Raw genomic sequence first — 21,566 nt, 5'->3', positions numbered from 1 at the left:
ACGGGTTGGTTCCCGACGGGGCACCGTTCCGGCGTCATGTTTGTGCCGGAGGTATCGTACGCCGCCAGAGCTTGATCAGGCGTCGGGCGGAATGACGCCCTTCTTGAAGATGAAGCAGCCGTAGAAGCGCCGTTCGCCGGTCTGAATCACGCAATAGGATTTCTTGGCGAGTTCATAGAAGGCAAATCGCTCGACCGATCCCATAGGAAACGAGCGTCCTTCCGCTGCATCGATGGCGTCCTGCACTTCGCGCTGCACCTCGGGGATTTCGCAGGGCTGGCCGACGATCTCCATGCGCGATGCCGGCTTATCGATAAAACTATCGAGCGGCAGTACCGACAGGATCGCGCGTGCGGCGCGTCCGGCGCTGACATTGTCGATGCGCAACAGCCGACCCAGGACGGTCTGGCGGGCGACCGAGTCGGCGGGGAAATTGGTGTCGCAGAGGACGAGATCGTCGCCGTGCCCCATGGACCGAAGGGCATAGAGCACATCTGCATTGAGAAGAGGGTCGATCGATTTCAGCATGTGATCTCCCTGCCATGATCAGAACTTGGATTGATTGGACTATCCGACGTCGCGGCATCGACGTCCATACCTATGTGAGTAACTTCCAAGCTCGGAGATTCGTCAGCGATTGGCGGTCAATTGCCGCCGATAGCGTTCGGCGTCCCAATTCAAGAGGGCTTGCTCGTTCTCGATCGAGAGGTAGCTGATCTCGGCACTGAGCGGCAGGCGGCACGTCATCAGCGCGAGACAGGTCAACATGGCCTCGGCCCCTGGACTAGCGTCCTCCCGAATGACGGCGCCAATGCCTGGAATCAGCGTGGAAACGGGCGGGCTCAGTCCAACGGCGCTGGCATGCATTGTCATGGTAGCCAGGTCCTGGCCTTCTGCCAATATTGGTAGACCAGGTCCTAGAAAAACGACGTGGTCGGGGTACAGCGAGCCGCTTGTCGCAATCGCACGGCTGAAGCGGTCGGTGGCGATGTTGTGGCAGAGAGGATCGGCTGGCAGGCGATAGTTCGTCCCTGAGCATATGCTGCGAAGTGCTTGATCATCCGCTGCCGAGGGGCGGCGAGGGGGTAGCGAGAGGCGCCTTTCGACCTCGTGGACCAGAGCTTCCGCCGCGTCGCAGTTGGCTGCGCCAACCACGAGACCGTGATTGCAGAGGATCAGGACATCGATCGGGTTCAGCGCGGTGACGTTGCTCACGGCGTGCGCCAGCGGAAGTCCGTGATGAAAATAATCGAGGCGACGCCAAGCCAGCCCATCCAGCCGTTTGCCAAGCTCATCGCGCGCGTCGGTTCGCACCGCCCATGCGATCGTGTTGACTGAGTGGACATGCAGGACAACCGGATGCGGCATCAGTGCGTGGAGTGCCGTCTCGATCGAGGCGCGCAATGTCTTCGCGGCGTGTGGCGCAAGCGGCACCCGCTCATCACCTTGCGCCAGTGCTGCGCGTGCGGCCGAAAGGCAGACCGGCACGAAGATGTCCTTGGCCTCCGCGTCGGCAAGCCAGGTGCCGGACGCCTTCACAGAGCACGTCGCCGTGCTTGATGGATGAATTGCCGCTCCCTGCACAAGCAGCATGTTGCTGCCGACGCGGGCCGACATGCGACGGAGATCTTGGAGCTGGGCGGGCGTTTGCATCGCGATTATCTCACCAGCTTAAGTGGCTCATCACCCAGTTCGGCATGCGATTCTCAGATATGGCGAGTGCACGGACCGGTGTTGGCAGATCGGGCGCCCAGGCCAGCGCCTCCCTGTGCACCCCTGAGGTGAGGAGCAGCGTCAGCATTCCAGCGCCTCTCGCGCCCGCGATGTCGTGATCGAGGGAATCGCCGACCATCAGAACACGCCTCGGATCGGGGTAGCCCAATCGTTCCAGCACCGCATCAAAGAGCGGCGCGTGCGGCTTGCCGACATAAATCACGCGGCTACCAAGCGTCTCATAGAATTTCGCCAGCGCCCCCGGTGCCGGAATCAATCGTTCTGCGCTGAACATGGTTAGGTCAGGATTGGCGCAGAGCATCGGCAGCCGACGCGCGGCGGCCGAGATCAAGCCGTCGCGCCAGTGTTCTGGCTCGGCGACAGCATCGTCGAGGCCTCCCAGCAGGATGAAATCAGACTTCTGAACGTCGGCTACCACCATGAGTTCGAGTCCGGCAACGATGGAATGATCGCCGCCGCGCGTGATGAGCAGGCAGGTTCGGCCGAGATTGACGAACGGCTCACGTGCGCGCGCATGCAGACCGCTCCAGGTCACTTCGCCTGAGGTCAGAATGCCGTCATAGGCGGTCGGCGGCAGGCCGAGTGCTTCCAGCCGATCTTCATTGTTGCGTCACGCGTGCCGGAATTGGAGAGCACCAGCACATGCTTGCCGGCGTCCCTGAGCCTCTGCACGCAGTCGCGTGCCGCCGGGAAGACGGCGCCGCCCTCGTGCAGCGTGCCCCATTGGTCGAGCAGCACATGACCGAACCGATCGGCAATCGCGCTCAACGCTTTGATTGGGATGGCGCCGCTCCTCATGACGGACTGCCCTGTAAGGCAAGCAGCGCTGCGCCATAGCTGGCTTCGGTTTGCTCGGCGGTGACTATGGGAACGCCGAGACGGCGATGCCGGATCTTGGTCCATGCATCATTTTTCGCGCCACCGCCGATGCTGATGATGCGGCGGAGTGGCGGCGCTCCGAGCCGGGCCAGTTGCTGGTACGCGAGCGCCTCGACCGACGCGATGCCCTCGAGCAGGGCCTGGAAGAAAAGGCGGTCTTCGCTCGGGCGCGGCGTGGTCCGTGAGGCCAGCGCCGGATCGGCAATCGGAAAACGCTCTCCGGGTTTGGTAGCGGATAATAGTCGAGACCTGTCGGTTCCCCCGGCCTCAGGAGCGGCGTGAGCCGCTCCATGTCTTCCGCGGTAAAATGTGTCAGCAACGCTCCGCCGCCAGAATTGGAAGCCCCACCGGCGAGCCAGCGTTCGCCGAGGCGGTGTGAATAGACGACCTGCCCCGGGGCGAAGATTGGTTGCGTCGCGAGCAGCTTGACGACAAGCGTCGTACCAAGCGAGGTCACGGCATCGCCAGGTGTGTCAGCGCGTGTGGTAATGAAGGCGGCAACGCCATCGGTGGTGCCAGCTCCGATGCGGGCCGATGACGAAATGCCAAGCGTGGACGCGATTTCCGCATCGATCGTGGCGAAGGGCGTCCCCGGCACCAGCGCCCTCGGCAGGATTTCGCCGCTTACGCCGAGCTGGCCGAGCCATGCCGGCCAAGCACGCGCGATCGGATCGGAGCCGAGCTTCAGGACATTGTTTTCGTCGCTGACACCATGGCTCCGCCAAGCCGACCGGCAATCCAGTCAGCCTGGTGAACCGCGAAGCGCGTTCCGCTTGCTTCGGCGCCACTCAGCAGATGAAGGAGTTTCGCCAGCGCGCTGCTGGCGCCGTGCCCGCCACTCTCCGCCGGCGCAATCGCTGCAATGCGAGCTGCTTCCTTCGCCGCGCGCGTGTTCGTTGTACATCAGGCCCGGCGTGAAGGGGCGGCCACTTGCATCCACCGGCAGGAGGGTGCCTGACGTGCCATCCCTGACCGGCCGGTGGTCTCGCGGGCGTGGTGGTCGTTGCGCGGCAACGGCAGCAGTAGCGAGGAGTACACGTGAACCGACGCCAGCTTGTTTAAGGTTATCGGCGACGTTCTTCTGGTCGACGCCTGCATGGGTGCGGAAGTTAAAATTAGCCGCAATGGTGCAATGCTCCCACAGCACGTCGGTGCTACGCTACCCCGACCGGGGTATGACAGTTGGCGATCTATCGAATACTTCAAAACTCACCTCTGGGGCCGGAAGAGATTGCACGGCTTTCGAGGGCCTACGAAGAGGCGCTCCGCAGGATCGGCGTGCAGGATCGCAATGACCCTCTGACCGAACTGATTGCCAAGAAGATCATTGAGGTCGGTCAGACCGGCCTCAAGGATCCCGCCGAAATCTGCGGCCGGGCGGTCGAGGAATTAGGCCTGCCGAAAGGATAAGTTCGTGACAAGCGCGAGCCGTCCGACCTGGAGTGCCCCGCATCGGGAGGGGGCGGCCGGGACCACTGCTTTGAAGGATCGTGAGCGCGGCGGGCAAGGCCGCTCTCGTCGACAGAAACGGGCCTTCAGGAGGTGAGGACAACCAACTGGGTCCCGCACGATTGCCAAAATGGATCAACGTTCGTAGCCCATGCCAATGCCGATCTCGGGTCATGGCCTAGCCGTTGTCAGCCTTCGTGCCTATGTCCTGCTGTTCGGTGGGCAGGCTTGCCTCAAGCTCGGCGATGATGTCCTGGAGCAGCCGCACGGCAAGCGCGTCGGTCGCCTCCGCGTGCAGCCTTCGGTATCGCTGCAGTTCTTCGAGTATCTTCGGCGATTGGGCGGCCATGGTCTGTTGCGATCTCCAAACCGTCTACGCCAGAACGGGTCCCCGGTTGCAGCCACGTTCGGCGAAATTCAGCGCATTCGCGCCTCAGGCGTCGAGCGCGAGCGAGATTGGCGTCCCCACCACGGTCTATAGCCCCTAAACCTGGACTCTTGTCCTGGTGTAGTCTTCGCTGCCGCCGCCCGTCTCGCCTCGGTCAGGTCCCATCGCAGCGCGCTTCATGACCCTGCTGACCGCCCAATCCGTGTCACGAGGAACCCGCCGCCCGCCCCGCATCAGTGATGCGGTATTCGATATCTCCGGATGGAAGCGGTACGGTTTGCACGAGACCCAGCTCCACCAGCCGCGCCACGGTCTCATGGTCGAACAGCGGTGCGCTGATCCAGGATTGGCCGAGGAGCCTCCTCAGAAAAGCGCGCTCCAGATCGGTCAGCTCCATCTCGTCCTCCGCTCTTCCAGAACAAGGCCCCCCAAGGGTTCAGCCAGGAACGGAGCCATCGTCGTCCCGTTGATTCCGGAAGACAATATCAGGGAGGTCAACATGACCATGGAAGATCGCGAGACGTTCAGCCTGATCGGCAGCGACAAGGTGGAGGGCACGAACGTGTACGGGGCCGGCGGGGAGAAGGTCGGCTACATCGAGCGCGTCATGATCGACAAGATCAGCGGCAAGGTGGCCTACGCGGTGCTCAGCTTCGGCGGCCTGCTCAGTATCGGCGACGATCACTATCCGCTGCCTTGGCAGGCGTTGAAATACGACACCAACCTGGGCGGCTACGTCACCGGTATCACCCAGGACCAACTCCGCGGCGCCCCCAAATACGCCGACGAGAGCAGTTGGAATTGGAGCGACCCGGCGACGACGCGCTCGGTGAACGCCTATTACGGTGTGCCAGTGGCTTGACACGGCGCACTCCGGTGCCTGGCTGGCTGACGGCGGAGGTCGCTCTTCCACTACGTCGTCGCTATCGAGGACTGGAGTTGTGGCTACTCGCTCAGCCTCAACGCCGAGCGGGATCACGTCGAACCTTTCCACGAATTCCGCCATCTGCAAAGGATTGAGGACGGACCGGATCGCCCCGAGGGACTGCGATATCGCCTTCAGATGCCCCAATGCGGCAGCGAGGAAACCGGGAGGCTTCGGCGTGTCGTCCTCTCGCCCGTCTCAGCGCCGACGGTCTCGATGCCGCCTGAGCCGGCTCGCGGCTCGGTCACCGGGAACACGGCTCGTCCGCGCGACTTGATCGGATGGACATCCGGAGAATGGAGGACACCATGAAGCCAGTTCTGGTCGCGACGTGCCTGCTGGCGGTGGCGTCGGTTTCGCCGGCGGAAGCGAAGGGCTGTATCAAGGGTGCCATCGTCGGCAGCGTCGCCGGCCACGTGGGGGGTCACGGCAAACTCGCGCGGCGGCGGGATGCGTGGTCGGTCACCATGAAGCCAACAAGCAGAAGAACCCGAGCGACTCGAATGCCCAGGCACCGTCGGGCCAGAAGTCACGCCCGCCGCCCTGGGCGTGAGGGACATCTCGGATGAAGATCCGCTCGCACTCGGAGAGCCACATTTTCGAGCTCGATGACGGCTCGAGCTGGCAGATCTTTCCCGGCGATCTCGACCTGACGCTCGGCTGGAAACCAGAGACCGAACTCACCGTTGTCGAAGCCGAGGACGAAGTCGCCACGCACGAGCTGGTCGGAGGCGGCGGGAAGGTGCGTGTCAGGCGCGCCGGCGAGAGCTGGCCTGCGAAGGACGTCAAGAATGCATTGAAGGAGGGCTGAAGATTGTCCGAGGCCGCAACCCTGCTGGGAGCAAGCGGGTTGGAAGCGGCATGGAAGACGAGAAGAATCGATTGTTCGCGGAAGCCCAAAGGTGCCGGCAGCTTGGCTGCCTCCATCACCGATCCGGAGGTGATCCAGCGGCTCACCGCGCTCGCGGAAGAATACGAACCCCGGGCTTCTCCGGCCCCGAAGGACAGGAAGGGTTGAGTCAGGTCTCGCCGGAGCCCGAGAAGAGCGCTGTGGGCGGCGTTGCGCGCGGCGGCGGTATCCGTGCGTAGCTCGACCCATTGATCTTGAGGTCGTACCGTTTGGCCAGGTCGAGCAGCCGCCGTCGGGTGAACGGATCCGCCTTCTCCGCCAGGTCCCGGGCTCGCTGTGCAAAGCCTCTGTAGAACTCTTCCACGACGCCACCCCCGCAACATCACTGAAAGTCGGATTTCAGTCCGGAGCGCGCTTTGCGTCAAGTGGTCTGACGCATCCGGAGCGACGAGGGGCAACATGGGCGGCGATACAGGACGAAGCGTCCACCGGCAAACGTGCCTTTGCCTTCCGGTCGCTTGGCTCAGAGCGGCCGGACTGACGACATTCCGAAATCGCAGGAACAAACCGCCTGCCGCCGGAGTCGTTCGGGTGTGCTGAACATCGTGCTATGTGCACCGCCATGCGTTATGTGGCCTATGCAGTCGATCTATGTGACGTCGTCCATGCGGTCTATGAGCTCGAGTGCGGCGCCGATGACGACGCACGGTGTCGAGCCGCGAAACTTCTCGAGGCATATCCAGTCATAGAGGTCTGGAGCGGCGCTCGGTGCGTCGGGCGATTGACCGCCGATGCGCCGCGGGAAGAGGATCATGCGTCCGCGCCCGATCAGCGGCGTGGCACCTGACAACACCGAGGACGACATTGCGCGCGAGCAGCTCGGCCCGCGCGGCGTTCCTGGCGCTCCCGATCCTGCCCGCATCGTGCCCCAAGTCGAGAAGAACACGCCCAAGCACATCGACCCCGGTCATGCCGCTTGATGCGGCCGGGGCCGATCCCGCCGGATGACTGCTCGACCCCGCGCTATCTGATCCGGCCGTACTACCTGCGTCCCGACGGCAAGGTCGGCCACGACGTCTTCGCGGTGATCCGCGAGACCATTCGCGAGATGGACAAGGTCGCCATCGGCCGCGTCGTGCTGACCAACCGCGAGCACATCATCGCGCTCGAGCCGCTGGACAACGGGCTCGTCGGCACGCTGCTCCGCTACCGGGACGAGGTGCTATCCGAGCAGGAGTATTTCGACGAGATCCAAGATGTGAAGGTCACCAAAGACATGCTGGATCTCGCCAAGCACATCGTGAATCAGAAGGCCGGACGGTTCGAACCAGAGAAGTTCGAGAACCGCTACGAAACCGCGCTGATCGACCTCATCAACCAGAAGCGCGCCGGCAAGCCGATCACGCCGAAGGAGAAGCGCGCCGCGAGGCGCGTAGTCGACCTAATAGAGGCGCTGCGGCGATCCGTCGGCAAGGAGGCCGCGCCAGCGAAGGCGGCCAAGCGTGCTAAGAAGCCGCGCAAGGCCTCGAGTGGCCAGAAGGAGATGCTGATGCCGATCGAGGGCAAGAAGCCGGCGAAGGAGGCCGCCGAGAAGAAGCCGGCCACTGGGGCGCGACCAAAATCAGCGTAGTTCAGGACCTTTCGGAGCGGAGGAACCTCGGGGGAAGGGACCAATTTCGCGCTTGGGGCGTGTCAGGATATGGACAGTCTTCTTAGATTGAAAATGGGCTTGAGCTGCAGACTGTTAGCCACTTCATAATTCTGATTGGGTCTGCCAGCGTAAGCTTTCGAGACAACCGCTCGGGAGGCAACGATGACACCCGGCTGGCTCATTTTCCCCGCGACAATCGTCCTGATCATTGTGAGTGTGGTCATGCTTGGCGCTTGATAGGCACCTGACGAAGAGAATCTTCAAAGATCGCGCTCTGAAGATTCGCCCCTAGACCGACGTGAACGCATGTGGGTCACCAATTCGATGGGGTGCGGCATGAATTGCCCGAGTTGCGGCAAAGTCAACCCAGAGGGAAAGAAGGTCTGCGACGATTGCGGCGCGCGGCTATTCCTTCGCTGCCCTGCGTGCCGGGCTGACAATCCGCTAGACAAGAACTTCTGTGGCGACTGTGGTGTCGCACTCACGCCGACAGTACCGCTGCGAGTAACAGCAGGGGCGGGCGCATCGACGTCCATCGGGGCACGAGTCACGGAGCACTCGAGCTTGCCACCCGCACCAACCTCTTCCGCCGAGCGTCGCCAGCTCACAGTGATGTTCTGCGACCTCGTCGGCTCGACAGCGCTCGCGACAAGGCTCGATCCGGAAGATCTACGGGACATTATCGCCGAGTACCGCGATAGCGTAGCGGCGGTCGTCCGCAAGTACGGTGGCACTGTCAGCCGCTACATCGGCGATGGTATGCTCATCCTGTTCGGCCATCCTTCAGCCCATGAGGACGATGCCGAACGCGCGGTGCGCGCTGCGCTTGAGATCGCCGCGACCGAGCACGCGCGGGGAGCCCCACCCGAGTTCGAGCTCCGGGTTCGCCTTGGGCTCGCGACGGGTCTCGTCATCGTAGGTGACCTTATCGGCAGCGAAGCTGCAGAGGCACAGGCGGTTCTTGGCGAGACGCCGAACCTTGCCGCTCGACTGCAAGCGCTCGCCGAACCGGATGGGGTAGTCATTGCGGAGGACACGCGGCGGCTCATCGGCGGGCTCTTTGACTACGAGAATCTCGGCGCAGTGACGCTGAAGGGCTTCGCCGCGCCGGTGCGCGCCTGGCGGGTGCTGCATGAGGGAACTGCCGAAAGCCGCTTCGAGGCATTGCACCCTTCGGTTCTCGCCCCGCTGGTTGGGCGTGAGGAAGAACTCGCGCGGCTAGAGCGGAGCTGGCGCAGTGCTCGGGCGGGTACTGGCAAAGTAATACTGCTCGTGGGAGAGGCGGGGATCGGCAAGTCGCGCCTCGTTGCGGCTCTTCAGGAGCGTGTCGAGCAAGAGCCGCACACCTGCTTGCGCTATTTCTGCTCGCCTCATCATCAGGAAAGCGCGCTTTACCCCTTCACCGCACAACTCCAGCGAGCGGCTGGCTTCGATCGTGAGGACACACCGAGGGCGAAGCTCGACAAACTTCGAGCGCTCCTATCGCCTGCATTGCCGCCTGACGAGGACGTGGCGATCCTGGCCGAAATGCTGTCGATTCCGAACGATAATCTGTACCTGCCGGTCACGAGTACGCCGGAACAAAAGAAGGAGAGAAGTTTCGCTGCTTTGGTTCGCCAGCTTGAAGTTGTCGCGCAAAGACGTCCAATCATGATCGTATTCGAGGATATGCAATGGATCGATCCAAGCTCGCGCGAGCTGCTGGACCGAACCGTCGATCGTGTAGAAAGCCTGCCGGTTTTGGTCTTGATCACCTACCGCCCCGAGTTCCAGTTGGTATGGACCGGAAAGCCGCATGTCAGCTTGCTCGTGCTGAACCGGCTTGACCAGAAAGCGGGTGCTGCGCTGATCCGGAGCGTGGCGGGCGGTCGGACGCTGCCGACCGAAATCGTCAATGAAATTGCTGAACGAACGGATGGTGTGCCGCTGTTCGTTGAGGAGTTGACGAAAGCGGTGCTCGAAACAAGCCCCGAGCGTATCGCGCGAGCGATTTCCTTCGCGCCGCTGCCCGGACTTGCCGTACCGGCCACGCTACATGCTTCGTTGATGGCGCGGCTCGACCGGATTGGTCCGATAGCCAAGGAGGTGGCGCAAATCGGCGCAGCTATTGGCCGCGAGTTCTCCTACGATCTGCTGGCCTCGGTCGCACAGCGGTGCGACAACGAGTTGCGGGCGGCGCTCGACCGGCTGATCACCACCGGCCTCGTGTTTGGGAGTGGCGAGCCGCCCGACGCCAATTTCTTGTTCAAACACGCACTGGTCCAGGATGCGGCATACGGCACACTGTTGCGCAGCCAACGCCGCGAGCTGCACGCGCGGATCGCTGGCGCGCTCGAGGAGAGGCTCGCTAGGGGCATCCAAGAGCAGCCGGAAATCCTCGCCCATCACTGCGGACATGCGGGCCTAACCGAAAAGGCGGTGTCCTATTGGCGGGAGGCTGGTGAGCGTTCAAAGGCTCGATCGGCAATGACAGAAGCAATCGCGCAGATGCGAAAGGCGCTCGATCTGCTATCCCATCTGCCGGATACCGCCAAGAGTGAGGGCATCGAAACTGAACTTCAACTCGCGCTCGGCGGTGCACTGATCGCCGCGAAGGGCCATGCGGCCGAAGAGACCGGCAGGGCCTACGGCCGGGCGCGTTGCCTCTGCGAGGCACTGAACGACTCTCCGAACCTGCTCAAGGCGCTCTGGGGCGAGTTCGTGCATTATCACGTCCGTGGTGAAACGGACCGATCGCATCGCATCGCCGAGAATCTGCTCGATTTGGCCGAACGACAGAACGATGCGGCCATTCTTGTCGCCGGTCATCGGGCAGTGGGCGATAGCTGGCTTCATCGCGGACAATTGGCCTTGGCGCGCGCCCATCTCGAGCGGGGGCTCGCCCTGTACGATCCGGCGCAGCAGCGGTCACTGACGGCGCTGTTCGCAGAAAACGCCCGCGTGGCGATGCTTTCGTTCCTCTCGCTGACGTGTGGCCTTCTTGGATTCGCCGATCAGGCGCGGGTGCAGAGCAGTGACGCCCTGGCAGAAGCGCGCGATTCGTCGCAGCCGATCAGCCTCGCATTCGCGCTGAGCGTTGCGTGCCGGTTGCATTTCGTGCTCAATGATGCGGGCATGGTTGGGCAACGGGCGGACGAGCTGGTTGCGCTCACCACCGAGCAGCGCTTTGCTTTCTTTCTCGCGATGGGGACGTCATATCGCGGCTGGTCGCTGGCTGAAGCCGGAGACCCCGAAGCCGGGGTGGACTTACTGCGGCGCGGTATCGAGGGATTCCAGGCGTCCGGCGCGGCATGGACCCTTCCGTTCTACCTGGCGCAGCTCGCAGCAGCCGAGGCAAAGAGAGCACGATTTGAAACCGGGCTCGGCCAACTCTCCGACGCCTTGGCACTAACCCAGAAATTGGGGGTGCGGTGGTTCGAGGCCGAGCTGTATCGGCGCCGAGGCGAGTTGATGCTTACGGCTCGGCCCGACGCCGAGACCGAGGCTGAGACCGAATTTCGCCACGCCATCGCGATTGCTCGCCAGCAGAAGGCGAAACTCTGGGAACTTCGCTCCGCCGTTAGTCTCGTCCGGCTCTGGCGTAATCAGGACAGGGGTGATGAAGCACGCGGTCTTCTCGCGGCCGTCTACGGTTGGTTCAACGAGGGCTTCGACGTTCGTGACTTGAAGGAAGGCAAGGCGCTGCTGGAAGAACTAGGCGTGTAGGTCCGTGGCAATCTCTGCAAAGTCATCCCAACCGCGCAGAACCAGTAGTCTGGTTCGCGCGGCAAGCGAAATGACCCAATGATGCGGCCTCATTCTTACTTCGGCAATTGCAGGCTCGGCGAGGCCAGCCACGCTCTCAGGTGAGAAACAACCTTAGCTCGTTGAGCTTGGCGAACAATTCGCTCTCTGCCGGGCGGAATGCTTTGGGACTCTTCCCGCGGATCCTGTGCCGCCTCCACAAGCAGTTCTTCCAAAGTGGTATTCTTGAAACGAAGTCTTCTCGGCATTGTGTTGCTCCCTCGAATACAGGCGGGAGCGCGATCGCTCTCTCGGCCACCGGGCACCTACAGAGGTCAGTCTTGGCCGGTCCGGTGATGTTGGGCAACCGTCCACACGGACGAAGGTTGCTAAACTAGGATCGCCAAGCAGAAAGCCCCGCTTGCTTGGGCGCGTGGTCCCACTGGGTTACCGCATTTCGGGTTCTTTGATCGCGAGAGCCGATATCTCTGCCCGGTCGTGCACACCGCCTTACGCAACCTTGATGATCTTCTTCGCGACCATTTCCGTAAGGGGATCGTCGCGATCCTTGACGCAAAGGGCATGGAGCGTTTGCGCGTAAGCTTTAGTGATGCGGCTGACCATCTCCCGCTCAATCGCGGGGTCTTGGATCAATTGATGAATAATACCCATCTCTCAACCGGGGGCAGGCTCAACTGCCTCCAACTCTTTCAGGATACGGGCGTTCAGCGAGTGCAAAGTGCTGCTCGGCTTCAGCTAAGTGCTGGCGCACCATGCGAAGGTCCATGTTCCATCTTCGCACGATACGGGAACCGGTCCCAGTTAATTCGCGTATCCCATCGACGAATTTCGACCGCGGCCGGTGCTCTACTCGTCTCTGCGTGATGTTGGTGTCCAACTCGTTGAAGACTGCGGATGCGGACGCCCACGTCACAAAGAACGGCCACGTCGGGAGCAACGAGCGGCGTCGCGCGTTGTGACAAGGGAAGCTGTGCGCATCGAGCGACGGTGGCAGCGATGGTGGACCTCCATCCGAACCGCGCCCATGGTCCGTCTCCCGATCTGGAGCCGGAGCACCGCCGGGCGATCTGCAAAGGGATTGGGGAGCAACTTCGCAGCACCCTCGCGGACGATGCGGTACCGCTACCGCCACAACTGGAGGGTTTGGTAGAGCGGCTTACCGCCTCGGACGGCGGAGCGTCGCCAACCGCCTCTGCGCGCCAAGACGACGCCGCATCCCTGCCGCTCTGGAAACGTATCATGAAGCTTTGGCGGGGTCTTCTGAGAGGGCCGCTGAGGATCGGGCCGCACGACCTTGGTGCAGCCTAATAGCGGGAGTAACGCATCACGACTGACGATCAGGTCAATCTCGTCGTTCAGCGGCTTTGCGAGCAATTGCACCTGGCGCTCCGATTGAAGGCGAGCGAGGCACATCCTCCGAACGCCAAGGATATCGGATTCGATCCTGCTTCTGTAAGAACTGTATTGCTGACCGGATTGGGTTCGGCGGGTGTCACGATCCACCACGAGGCGGTCGGAGCGACCGAAGAGCCGCCGTGGTCCTAAACGCGAAACGCGAAACCGCAGGGCGGGCTCCTCGTCTGGTCGGCCGACGAGATCTTCCCCAGGCGTGAACCCATGGCGGCGTTGGCCGTGGCTGTCTATGTGATCGTCTCCCTTATGAAGTGAAGGCGGGAAATCATCGGGGGGCGACGGGCCAACGTCGAAACAGGGGTGCCTCGTTCATCCTGAATCTCTGCAACAACGGTCCGGAGCTCTGCGTTCATGGCTTCCTTCGGCTGTCACTGGTCACCTGCTGAGTCGGGCGGGCACTCGGGGCAGGTATCGCCGATGGAATCCAGTACCTCGCGGACTTCGTCGACGGCATCGCCCGGAGAGATCCCAGCGGGCGGATCGTGCCTGGCGATATCGAATGCGCGCTCGCGGGCATGCGGGTCGGCCCGGTCCTGCGCCCAGCCGTGCTCCTCGCATTCCTGGATAGCGCCAGCCTGGACGAATCCTTCCGCCCGCCTGCTCGTTCCGAGCGGTTAGCACGGGGCAGGGATTCGCAACCGGCAGGGCTAGGGCTTGTCCACCTCTTCCGCAGCGCCTGTGCAGAACGTTATGCGAGAGCCAGGACGCTTGGCTTCGACATCGACTACAGGCGCGTCTGCTCGCGGAGTTTCAGGCTCGGGGCATACTGCTGCGCGCGCTCTACTACACCGCCGTCATGGAGAACCAGGACTTCTCCTCGATCCGTCCTTTTATGGATTGAGCGAGAATTCAAATTTCTCAATGCGTTAGAAGGCCGCGTGTGCACGGCGTGTGCACCGGGAGATCAAGTAAAATCCCGCAACGTCCAACGTGGTTCGCAAAACCAACGGCACTTCTGATCGTGGTGTTGCTTGACGTCGCGCCCCGTCCGTAGCCGGTCGACGGCATGATGCTGTCGATCGCAGTTGATACCAGCGCGCCTTTACGTTCAGATATGAATCGCATGTCCCAGCGATTTCAGCGCCGCCTCGTGAAAGCCCTCGCTTTGGGTCGGGTGTGCGTGGATCGTCATCGCGACGTCGTCGATCCGCGCGCCCATCTCCAGCGCAAGACTGAAAGCTGCAGATAGCTCGGCAATGCCGGCCCCGACACCCTGGATACCAAGCAGGAGATGGTTGTCCGCCCGTGCCACGGTCCGGATGAAGCCGTCCTCGTGCTCCAGCGTCAGTGCGCGGCCGTTGGCCCTGAACGGAAAAACATCCGTCTTGACTTCGAAGCCCCTGCCGCTTGCTTCGCTTGGTGCCAGCCCGACCGTGACGATCTCCGGATCGGTGAAGCAGATCGCAGGGATCGAAATCCGGTCCCAGGCACGGCGGCGGCCGGCGACAATCTCTGCGACCATCTCGCCTTGTGCCATGGCGCGATGCGCAAGCATCGGTTCTCCTGTGACGTCGCCGATCGCGAAGACGCCGCGCATCGAGGTGCGGCATCGATCGTCGATCCTGAGGAAGGGGCCTATCGTGTCGAGATCGAGCGTCTCTAGACCAAAGCCGGACGTTGCTGGCCTTCGACCGACCGTAACGAGGATCTTGTCGGCTTTGAGTGATGTCTGCTCGCCGCTGGCGGTTTCGACTGCGAGTGCCTTGCCGTCCGCGGCGAGCGCCTTCGCCTTCGCGCCTGTCAACACCGTGACGCCGAGTGCGCTCAGGCGCCGTCCGACCGGCGCGCTCAGCTCGCCGTCATATTGCGGCAGAATACGTGGCGCGGCCTCGACGATCGTAACGGCCGCGCCCAATTTCTTGAAGGCCGTGCCTAGCTCGAGCCCGATGTAGCCGCCGCCAACCACCACAAGCCTGTTCGGGATCTCGGTGAGCGCCAATGCCTCGGTTGACGAGATCACCCGGTCCCCGAATGGCAAGGACGGGATTGGGATCGGCTCAGAGCCTGTCGCGATGACCACCGTTTCGGCACGGATCATCTGTGGGCGGGATCGTGTTTCGACTTCGATGGACTTGCCATCTACAAAGCGAGCGTGCCCGGTGATGAGCCTGACGCCCGCTTTCTTCAGAAGGCCGGCTACGCCCCCGTTCAGGCGCCGAACGATGCCGTCTTTCCAGGCTATGGTCTTGGCGAAATCGAGCGATGGCTTTGCACAGGAAATTCCGAGTGTGCTCTTGCCCTCCGCGGCACCTGTAATGGTTTCATACTCGCCGGCCGCGTGGATCAAGGCCTTCGAAGGAATGCAGCCGACATTGAGACAGGTGCCGCCCGGTTTTTCCGCTTCAACAATGATCGTATCGATGCCGAGCTGCCCGGCACGAATTGCGCAGGTGTAGCCGCCGGGGCCGCCGCCGATGACAAGGAGCTTGCAGGTGATTTCGGTCATCGTTCTATGAATCAATGAAGATCATGGCCGGCGTTTCCAACAGCAGCTTGATGCGTTGGATGAATTGCGCGGCATCAAAGCCGTCGATCACGCGATGATCGAAGCTAGAGGACATATTCATCATCTGGCGCGGCACGAAGGCGGTGCCGTCCCAGTGCGGGCGGATGGCGATCCGGTTGATGCCGACGATCGCGACCTCCGGGTGATTGATGATGGGCGTCGTGGCTAGCCCGCCCAAGGCGCCGAGCGATGTGATGGTGATGGTCGAGCCGGTGAGTTCGTCGCGGGTGGCGCCGCCGTTTCGGGCCGCATCGGCGAGTCGAACGACTTCACTGGCGCAATCCCAGAGGTCGCGCGCTTCGGCGTGCCTGACGACTGGGACCATCAGACCGCCCGGGGTCTGGGTGGCGATCCCGATATGAACCCCGGCGTGCTGGTGTACGATCCCAGCCTCATCGTCGAAATGGGCGTTGAGCTGCGGCATCTCGGCGATCGCGCGCACCGTGGCCCGCATCAGGAACGGTAACAATGTCAGTTTGGGCTTGCCCGGCTGCTTGCGGCCGTTGACCTTCGCGCGCAAATCTTCGAGCGCAGTGACGTCGATCTCCTCGACATAGGTGATGTGCGGAATGCGTGAGCTCGCAATCGACATCTTCTCGGCGATCTTGCGCCGCAAGCCGACAATCTTGATGTCAGTGACCGCGGTTTGGGCCAGATGCGGCGTCGCTGTCGCTCCACTGCGGGCGCGCGCCAGCACCGCGTCGAGATCGTCGTGAGTGATCCGCCCAGCCGGACCAGTGCCGCGGATATGCCGCAAGTCGACGCCGGCTTCGCGCGCTCGGAGCCGGACGGCAGGAGCGGCCAAGGGCCGTTCGGCCGCGTGCTGGAGTGGCGAAGCCGAGGGCTGCGATCTCGGTACATCGGGCGGTGCACTCGCCGGGGCGCGCGGGGCGCTTGCGCCGTAATCCGCCCTCTTGGCCGCGGCGCTTGCCGCGGGCAATGCCTGTTTCGCTGCCTCCGGCGTCCGCTCGCCCGTGCCGTCCACCTCCAGGCGAACGAAGTCCGAGCCGATGGCGAGAAGGTCGCCCACATTGCCGGCAAGCCAGGTGACGCGTCCGTCAGCCGGCGAGGGGATTTCGACGGTCGCCTTGTCGGTCATGACGGCGCCGAGCACGGCGTCCTCACGAACGACATCGCCGACCTTCACATGCCATTCCACCAGTTCGGCTTCCGCAATGCCTTCGCCGACATCGGGCAGCCTGACCACGCGCTCGGCCATCTCAGGCCTCCAGTGTTTCGACCAGCGCGCGGCCAAGCCGCGCCGGGCCCGGGAAGTAATCCCATTCCTGCGCGTGCGGGTAGGGCGTATCCCAGCCGGCGACGCGCAAGATGGGAGCTTCAAGATGATAGAAGCATCGGGTCTGAACCAACGCGCAGAGCTCGGCACCGAAGCCAGATGTGAGCGTTGCCTCGTGCACGATCACACAGCGTCCAGTCTTCTTGACCGACACTTCGATGGTATCCAGATCGAGCGGCAGCAGCGAGCGAAGATCGATGATCTCGGCATCGATGCCGGTCTCGGTCGCGGCGGTCTCGGCGACATGAACCATCGTACCGTAGGCAAGAATGGTGACCGCCTTGCCTTGTCTGCGGATCGCGGCGCTGCCGAACGGAATCGCAAAATGTCCGTCATCGACCTCGCCGAGATCGTGCTTTGACCACGGCGTCACCGGCCGGTCATGATGGCCATCGAACGGGCCGTTATAGAGACGCTTGGGCTCGAGGAAAATCACGGGATCGGGATCCTCGATGGCCGAGATCAGCAGACCCTTGGCGTCGCGCGGGTTCGACGGCACGACGGTCTTGATACCGCAGACATGGGTGAACAGCGCTTCCGGACTCTGGCTGTGCGTTTGCCCGCCAAAGATGCCGCCGCCGGTCGGCATGCGAACCACAAGCGGGCAGGTGAACTGGCCGTTGGAGCGGTAGCGCAGCCGCGCAGCCTCCGAGACAATCTGGTCGTAGGCCGGATACATGTAGTCAGCGAACTGGATCTCGACGCAAGGCTTCAATCCGTAAGCCGCCATTCCCACCGCGATGCCGACGATGCCGAGTTCGCTGATCGGGGTATCGAAGCAGCGGCTCGTTCCGTATTTTGCCTGCAGGCCCTGGGTTGCCCGGAATACGCCGCCGAAATAGCCGACGTCCTCGCCGAACACGACGACATTGTCATCGCGCGACATCATCACGTCCATGGCCTCGCGGATCGCCTCGATCATGGTTTTGCGCGGCATCGCTCAGACTCCAGCTTCCTGGCGTTGCCGGCGAAGATGCGGCGGCATCTCGGCGAACACGCCCTCGAACATCTCGCGCGCCGACGCATGCTGTGGGGAATGCAGCGTGCCGTAGCTTTCGGCCTCCTTCTGCGCCGAGATTACGGTGTCGAGTATCTCGGCCTCCGTCTGCTTGTGCCGCTCCTCCGACCAGGCGCCGCGAACGATCAGGTGGTTCTTCAGCCGGATCACGGGATCTCCCAGCGGCCATGCGTCGGATTCCGTCTTCGGCCGATAACCTGTCGGGTCGTCGGAGGTGGAGTGGGCGCCGACGCGGTAGGTAACATGTTCGATCAGGGTCGGGCCCAGGTTGCGGCGTGCGCGCTCGCAAGCCCATTTTGCGGCCGCATGAACCGCAAGGTAATCGTTGCCGTCGACGCGCAGCGCCGGAATGCCGAAGCCGAGACCGCGCGCTGCGAACGTGCCGGAGCCGCCACGCGCGATGCCCTGGAACGTTGAGATCGCCCATTGATTGTTGACGATGTTGAGCACGACCGGCGCGCGGTAGGTCGAGGCGAACACGAGGGCGGCATGGAAGTCGGATTCGGCAGTTGCCCCATCGCCGATCCAGGCAACCGCGATCTTGGTATCGTTCTTGATCGCGGATGCCATCGCCCAGCCGACCGCCTGGATGTACTGGGTGGCGAGATTGCCGGAGATCGAGAAGAAACCATGCTCCCGGGAGGAATACATCACCGGGAGTTGGCGTCCCTTCAGCGGATCGTGCGTGTTGGAGTAGATCTGACAGGCCATCTCCACCAGCGAATAACCGCCGGCGATCAATAGCCCCGCCTGCCGGTACGTCGGAAAATTCATGTCGCCCGGAAGGAGCGCCTTGCGGAAGGCGCAGCTCACGGCTTCTTCGCCCATATGCTGCATATAGAACGACGTCTTGCCCTGACGCTGCGCCAGCTGCATGCGCGCGTCGAATGCGCGGAGCGTCATCATGTGGCGTAAGCCCTCGAGCAACTCGCTGTCCGAGAGCGCGCCCGCCCACGGACCGACCGCCTCGCCATCGCGGTTGAGCACGCGGATGACGGAAAACGCGAGGTCACGTATGGCCTCGGCGTCCACGTCGACGGGGGGACGATCGACCTGACCTGCGCGTGGGATGCGGATGTTCGAGAAATCGGGGGTGCCGCCGGGGCGTACCGCTGGTTCCGGTACGTGCAGCTTCAACGGCGTAGACTCCCGGGATCGAGCGGCTTCGCGTTGCGGGATCACGGCGTCATGTGTGAGGCTGGGGTCGGGCATTGGCATTCACCTCTCACTTCGATCGCATCGATGCAGAACAACGCGCCAACACGGCGAGCGAGCCGGTCGACGATATCGCGGTCATCGATGTCTATGGAAGCCGAGATGCGGCATTCGCTCGCGCCTGCGCGCGCACTGACCGCAGCCAGCCGAAGCCCCGCGACGCGAGTCTGGTCGAGCAGGCGGCCGAGTGCGGCGTGCATATCGCTGGTCTGAAGTTCGAGAAAAAACACCGCATCTGTCTCGCTTTGGTCAGCATATCGTACTGGTAAAAGTCAGGATTGTTGTTCCTTTAATCTGGGTGCAGCTTGGAATGGCAGTATAGTTGTTCTATAAATGTGACGTGAGACCAGAATGGAGTTCTCGGTATGGCGCTAGTCGGACGTGCCACAGGGCTGGCCAAGGCTCCGCGCAAGGATGCGCTTCGGCTTGACGAGATCGATCGCAAGATCCTGCGCGCCCTGCAGCAAGATGCGCGCCTGACCACGGCGCAACTCGCCGACCGCGTTGGACTCTCCACCACACCATGCTGGAACAGGCTGAAGCGCTTGGAGACCCAGGGCTATATCGATGGCTACGTCGCGCTGCTCAATCAGGACAAGCTCGGCCTGCCTGAAACAGTCATCATCGAACTGACGCTCGATCGGCACGACGAGGAGATGCTCGAGCGTTTCGGCCAACTGCTCACGAACTTGCCGGAGGTGATCGAAGCCTATCTCACCACCGGCGATTACGATTACGTCGTGAAAGTCGCGGTCGAAAGCACCGCCGGCTATGAACGCTTCTTGCGTGAGAAGCTCTATCGCATCCCGGGCATCCGCCACAGCCGGTCATCTTTTGCGCTGCGCTGCCTGAAGAAGTTGACTTCAGTGCAGGTATAGCGGGCGCGGGCTGCGGCTCCTATGGCGATCGGGTTGCGGTCCGTCCCTTTAGCAGGAATCCGCCGAACGGAAAGCTTATCGCCCCATTTCGGCGAACTCGTGCTTGCTCTCGTGGCCGCCGACGAAGGCCAGGATGCCGGCGATCAGCGGGAGCACGGCAAGCACCAGGAGACCCGTCGAGGTCTGCCCCGTCGCTTCCTTGACCCAGCCGATCAGATACGGGCCGCCGAAGCCGGCGAGATTGCCGATCGAATTGATCAGGGCGATGGCCCCGGCCGCGGCCGTACCGGAAAGCCAGGCGGTCGGCAGGGTCCAGAACACGCCGAAGACGCAGAACAGACCGATGGCGGCGAAGGTCAATGCCACCATCGTCATGGCCGGATCGGTGAGATAGGAGGAGATGCCGAGCGCGATGGCGATCAGGATCATGGGCGCGCCGACATGCATCACGCGCTCGCGCGTGGCGTCCGAATGCCGCGCCCACAGGATCATCGCGATCGTGCCGAACACATAGGGAATCGCCGTCACGAAGCCGGTCTGCGCGTTGGTGAGGCCGAACGGCCTTGACGATCTGCGGCAGCCAGAACTGCATGCCGTAGAGCGCGCCGACGAAGCCGAAATAGATCAGGCTCAGCGTGATCACCTTGGGCGAGGACAGCGCTTCGCCGAGCGTCAGATGCTTCACGGCCTGCTTCGCCGCGATCTCCGCATCGAGTTTCGCCTTGAGCCAGGCCTTCTGCTCGGCCGAGAGCCAGTCCGCCTTCTCCGGCCTGTCGGTGAGATAGAACCAGGTGACGATGCCCAGCAGCACGGAGGGAATGCCTTCAAGAATGAACAGCCACTGCCAGCCCTTCAGGCCCATCATGCCGTCGAGGCCGAGCAGCAGGCCGGAGATGGGCGCGCCGATCACGGTCGAGACCGGGACGGCGATGGCGAAGGCGGCGAGGAAGCGCGCGCGGTATTCGGCGGGATACCAATAGGTGAGATAGAGGATGATGCCGGGGAAGAAGCCGGCCTCCGCGACGCCAAGCAGGAAGCGCAGGACGTAGAAACTGGTGACGCCGCCGACCATCGCCATCAACGCCGAGATGATGCCCCAAGTCACCATGATTCGCGCAATCCACCGGCTGGCGCCGAACTTCTCCAGCGCCAGATTGCTCGGCACCTCGAAGATGAAATAGCCGATGAAGAAGATGCCGGCGCCCCAGGAGAAGATCAGCGGCGTGAACTTCAGGTCCGCGTTCATCGTCAGCGCCGCGAAGCCGAGATTGACGCGGTCGAGGTAGGAGAAGAAGTAGGCCAGCACCAGGAACGGAATCAGGCGCCAGGAGATGGCGCGGATCGTCGAGGTCTCGATCGCCGACTTGGCAGCGCCGGCCGCACGGGCATATGTGGTGGTCTGACTCATCGCGCTTCCCCCGTCTGTCCGCCAAGTCGACTTGGCTTCGTTATGATTGATACTTGTGGATCTAATTCTCGGCGGAGTGCTGAAGCAATGCTGGCGTAGCGCAGTAATTCTGAAGGGGGTGTCAGTTTTTCTCACGGGCCGATGTCCGAGTAACACTGCGGCCCCTCGTTGGACCGTCGACGTGCCTCGGCACGACGGAAGTAACCCGTGG

Annotated in this window: 21 protein-coding genes and 7 pseudogenes; 12 read left to right on the top strand and 16 right to left on the bottom strand. The window is 62.7% G+C overall.

What is annotated here, in order from left to right; translation table 11 throughout:
* Positions 1–75: 75 nt before the first annotated feature.
* The 5 genes and pseudogenes from ACVWY3_RS15365 to ACVWY3_RS15345 form a co-directional block, all read right to left on the bottom strand.
* Positions 76–528 carry an RbsD/FucU family protein gene (locus ACVWY3_RS15365; protein WP_456839194.1) on the bottom strand — a complete coding sequence of 151 codons (453 nt, stop codon included), beginning with the start codon at positions 526–528 and terminating at the stop codon, positions 76–78.
* Positions 529–630: 102 nt separating this feature from the next.
* The gene (locus ACVWY3_RS15360) at positions 631–1,617 is read right to left on the bottom strand and encodes a class II aldolase/adducin family protein (RefSeq protein WP_456839193.1); all 987 of its coding nucleotides are present in this window, start codon (positions 1,615–1,617) and stop codon (positions 631–633) included.
* A 46-nt stretch (positions 1,618–1,663) separates the two neighbouring features.
* Positions 1,664–2,284 carry a TIGR01459 family HAD-type hydrolase gene (locus ACVWY3_RS15355; protein ID WP_456843376.1) on the bottom strand — a complete coding sequence of 207 codons (621 nt, stop codon included), beginning with the start codon at positions 2,282–2,284 and terminating at the stop codon, positions 1,664–1,666.
* Positions 2,281–2,532 (bottom strand): hypothetical protein, encoded by a 252-nt coding sequence (locus ACVWY3_RS15350; RefSeq protein WP_456839192.1) that lies wholly within the window; start codon positions 2,530–2,532, stop codon positions 2,281–2,283. Before ACVWY3_RS15350 ends, ACVWY3_RS15355 begins: the two co-directional genes overlap by 4 nt.
* A pseudogene (locus ACVWY3_RS15345) lies at positions 2,529–3,580 on the bottom strand (FGGY-family carbohydrate kinase); the annotation flags it as partial. The pseudogene ACVWY3_RS15345 and the gene ACVWY3_RS15350, both read right to left, overlap by 4 nt.
* Positions 3,581–3,795: 215 nt before the next feature.
* Here ACVWY3_RS15345 and ACVWY3_RS15340 point away from each other — a divergent pair.
* A complete protein-coding gene (locus ACVWY3_RS15340) occupies positions 3,796–4,023 on the top strand; it encodes a hypothetical protein (protein ID WP_283085695.1) in 228 nt (75 codons plus the stop codon).
* Between the two features lie 217 nt (positions 4,024–4,240).
* Here ACVWY3_RS15340 and ACVWY3_RS15335 read toward each other — a convergent pair whose 3' ends face one another.
* Both ACVWY3_RS15335 and ACVWY3_RS15330 read right to left on the bottom strand, forming a co-directional pair.
* On the bottom strand, positions 4,241–4,411 hold the full coding sequence (locus ACVWY3_RS15335) for a hypothetical protein (RefSeq protein WP_456839191.1): 171 nt from the start codon (positions 4,409–4,411) through the stop codon (positions 4,241–4,243).
* Between the two features lie 244 nt (positions 4,412–4,655).
* Positions 4,656–4,847 carry a hypothetical protein gene (locus ACVWY3_RS15330; RefSeq protein ID WP_456839190.1) on the bottom strand — a complete coding sequence of 64 codons (192 nt, stop codon included), beginning with the start codon at positions 4,845–4,847 and terminating at the stop codon, positions 4,656–4,658.
* 102 nt (positions 4,848–4,949) lie between these two features.
* On the opposite strand from ACVWY3_RS15330, the gene ACVWY3_RS15325 reads away from it, so the two are divergent.
* From ACVWY3_RS15325 to ACVWY3_RS15310, 4 genes and pseudogenes are all read left to right on the top strand, one after another.
* Complete coding sequence (locus ACVWY3_RS15325) at positions 4,950–5,312, top strand: PRC-barrel domain-containing protein (RefSeq protein ID WP_456839189.1); 363 nt, start codon at positions 4,950–4,952, stop codon at positions 5,310–5,312.
* A 371-nt stretch (positions 5,313–5,683) separates the two neighbouring features.
* Positions 5,684–5,928 (top strand): annotated as a pseudogene (locus ACVWY3_RS15320) (hypothetical protein).
* Between the two features lie 12 nt (positions 5,929–5,940).
* Positions 5,941–6,186 carry a hypothetical protein gene (locus ACVWY3_RS15315; protein ID WP_456839188.1) on the top strand — a complete coding sequence of 82 codons (246 nt, stop codon included), beginning with the start codon at positions 5,941–5,943 and terminating at the stop codon, positions 6,184–6,186.
* Between the two features lie 3 nt (positions 6,187–6,189).
* The gene (locus ACVWY3_RS15310) at positions 6,190–6,393 is read left to right on the top strand and encodes a hypothetical protein (RefSeq protein ID WP_456839187.1); all 204 of its coding nucleotides are present in this window, start codon (positions 6,190–6,192) and stop codon (positions 6,391–6,393) included.
* A 1-nt stretch (position 6,394) separates the two neighbouring features.
* Here the strand turns inward: ACVWY3_RS15310 and ACVWY3_RS15305 are convergent, their stop codons facing one another.
* Positions 6,395–6,589: a hypothetical protein gene (locus ACVWY3_RS15305; RefSeq protein WP_456839186.1), complete on the bottom strand. Its 195-nt coding sequence runs from the start codon at positions 6,587–6,589 to the stop codon at positions 6,395–6,397.
* 285 nt (positions 6,590–6,874) lie between these two features.
* Positions 6,875–7,039 carry a hypothetical protein gene (locus ACVWY3_RS15300; protein WP_456839185.1) on the bottom strand — a complete coding sequence of 55 codons (165 nt, stop codon included), beginning with the start codon at positions 7,037–7,039 and terminating at the stop codon, positions 6,875–6,877.
* On the opposite strand from ACVWY3_RS15300, the gene ACVWY3_RS15295 reads away from it, so the two are divergent.
* From ACVWY3_RS15295 to ACVWY3_RS15280, 4 genes and pseudogenes are all read left to right on the top strand, one after another.
* On the top strand, positions 7,038–7,205 hold the full coding sequence (locus tag ACVWY3_RS15295) for a hypothetical protein (protein WP_456839184.1): 168 nt from the start codon (positions 7,038–7,040) through the stop codon (positions 7,203–7,205). The two genes, ACVWY3_RS15300 and ACVWY3_RS15295, sit on opposite strands and share 2 nt — an antisense overlap.
* 38 nt (positions 7,206–7,243) lie before the next feature.
* Positions 7,244–7,855: pseudogene (locus ACVWY3_RS15290) on the top strand (Ku protein); the annotation flags it as partial.
* A gap of 327 nt (positions 7,856–8,182) precedes the next feature.
* A pseudogene (locus ACVWY3_RS15285) lies at positions 8,183–8,338 on the top strand (double zinc ribbon domain-containing protein); the annotation flags it as partial.
* A 102-nt stretch (positions 8,339–8,440) separates the two neighbouring features.
* The gene (locus ACVWY3_RS15280; RefSeq protein WP_456843375.1) at positions 8,441–11,581 is read left to right on the top strand and encodes an ATP-binding protein; all 3,141 of its coding nucleotides are present in this window, start codon (positions 8,441–8,443) and stop codon (positions 11,579–11,581) included.
* 528 nt (positions 11,582–12,109) lie between these two features.
* On the opposite strand, the gene ACVWY3_RS15275 is transcribed toward ACVWY3_RS15280, so the two are convergent.
* Both ACVWY3_RS15275 and ACVWY3_RS15270 read right to left on the bottom strand, forming a co-directional pair.
* Positions 12,110–12,271 carry a hypothetical protein gene (locus ACVWY3_RS15275; RefSeq protein ID WP_456839183.1) on the bottom strand — a complete coding sequence of 54 codons (162 nt, stop codon included), beginning with the start codon at positions 12,269–12,271 and terminating at the stop codon, positions 12,110–12,112.
* 1,130 nt (positions 12,272–13,401) lie between these two features.
* Positions 13,402–13,611: pseudogene (locus ACVWY3_RS15270) on the bottom strand (hypothetical protein); the annotation flags it as partial.
* Positions 13,612–13,713: 102 nt separating this feature from the next.
* On the opposite strand from ACVWY3_RS15270, the pseudogene ACVWY3_RS15265 reads away from it, so the two are divergent.
* A pseudogene (locus ACVWY3_RS15265) lies at positions 13,714–13,871 on the top strand (NYN domain-containing protein); the annotation flags it as partial.
* Between the two features lie 210 nt (positions 13,872–14,081).
* Here the strand turns inward: ACVWY3_RS15265 and lpdA are convergent.
* The 4 genes from lpdA to ACVWY3_RS15245 are packed head-to-tail and all read right to left on the bottom strand — an operon-like array spanning position 14,082 to position 19,066.
* Positions 14,082–15,479: a dihydrolipoyl dehydrogenase gene (lpdA, locus tag ACVWY3_RS15260; protein WP_456839182.1), complete on the bottom strand. Its 1,398-nt coding sequence runs from the start codon at positions 15,477–15,479 to the stop codon at positions 14,082–14,084.
* A gap of 4 nt (positions 15,480–15,483) precedes the next feature.
* The gene (locus tag ACVWY3_RS15255) at positions 15,484–16,758 is read right to left on the bottom strand and encodes a dihydrolipoamide acetyltransferase family protein (RefSeq protein WP_456839181.1); all 1,275 of its coding nucleotides are present in this window, start codon (positions 16,756–16,758) and stop codon (positions 15,484–15,486) included.
* 1 nt (position 16,759) lies between these two features.
* Positions 16,760–17,773 (bottom strand): alpha-ketoacid dehydrogenase subunit beta, encoded by a 1,014-nt coding sequence (locus ACVWY3_RS15250; RefSeq protein WP_456839180.1) that lies wholly within the window; start codon positions 17,771–17,773, stop codon positions 16,760–16,762.
* A 3-nt stretch (positions 17,774–17,776) separates the two neighbouring features.
* A complete protein-coding gene (locus ACVWY3_RS15245; protein WP_456839179.1) occupies positions 17,777–19,066 on the bottom strand; it encodes a thiamine pyrophosphate-dependent enzyme in 1,290 nt (429 codons plus the stop codon).
* Between ACVWY3_RS15245 and ACVWY3_RS15240 the strand changes: the two genes are divergently transcribed.
* Both ACVWY3_RS15240 and ACVWY3_RS15235 read left to right on the top strand, forming a co-directional pair.
* Positions 19,066–19,338 (top strand): hypothetical protein, encoded by a 273-nt coding sequence (locus tag ACVWY3_RS15240; RefSeq protein ID WP_456839178.1) that lies wholly within the window; start codon positions 19,066–19,068, stop codon positions 19,336–19,338. The genes ACVWY3_RS15245 and ACVWY3_RS15240 overlap by 1 nt on opposite strands.
* Positions 19,339–19,434: 96 nt before the next feature.
* The gene (locus ACVWY3_RS15235) at positions 19,435–19,947 is read left to right on the top strand and encodes an Lrp/AsnC family transcriptional regulator (RefSeq protein ID WP_194469722.1); all 513 of its coding nucleotides are present in this window, start codon (positions 19,435–19,437) and stop codon (positions 19,945–19,947) included.
* 75 nt (positions 19,948–20,022) lie between these two features.
* On the opposite strand, the pseudogene ACVWY3_RS15230 reads toward ACVWY3_RS15235, so the two are convergent.
* A pseudogene (locus ACVWY3_RS15230) lies at positions 20,023–21,355 on the bottom strand (MFS transporter).
* Between the last annotated feature and the right edge of the window lie 211 nt (positions 21,356–21,566).

The sequence above is a fragment of the Bradyrhizobium sp. USDA 4486 genome, assembly GCF_054057995.1.
This window is presented reverse-complemented; position numbering and strand designations above follow the sequence as displayed.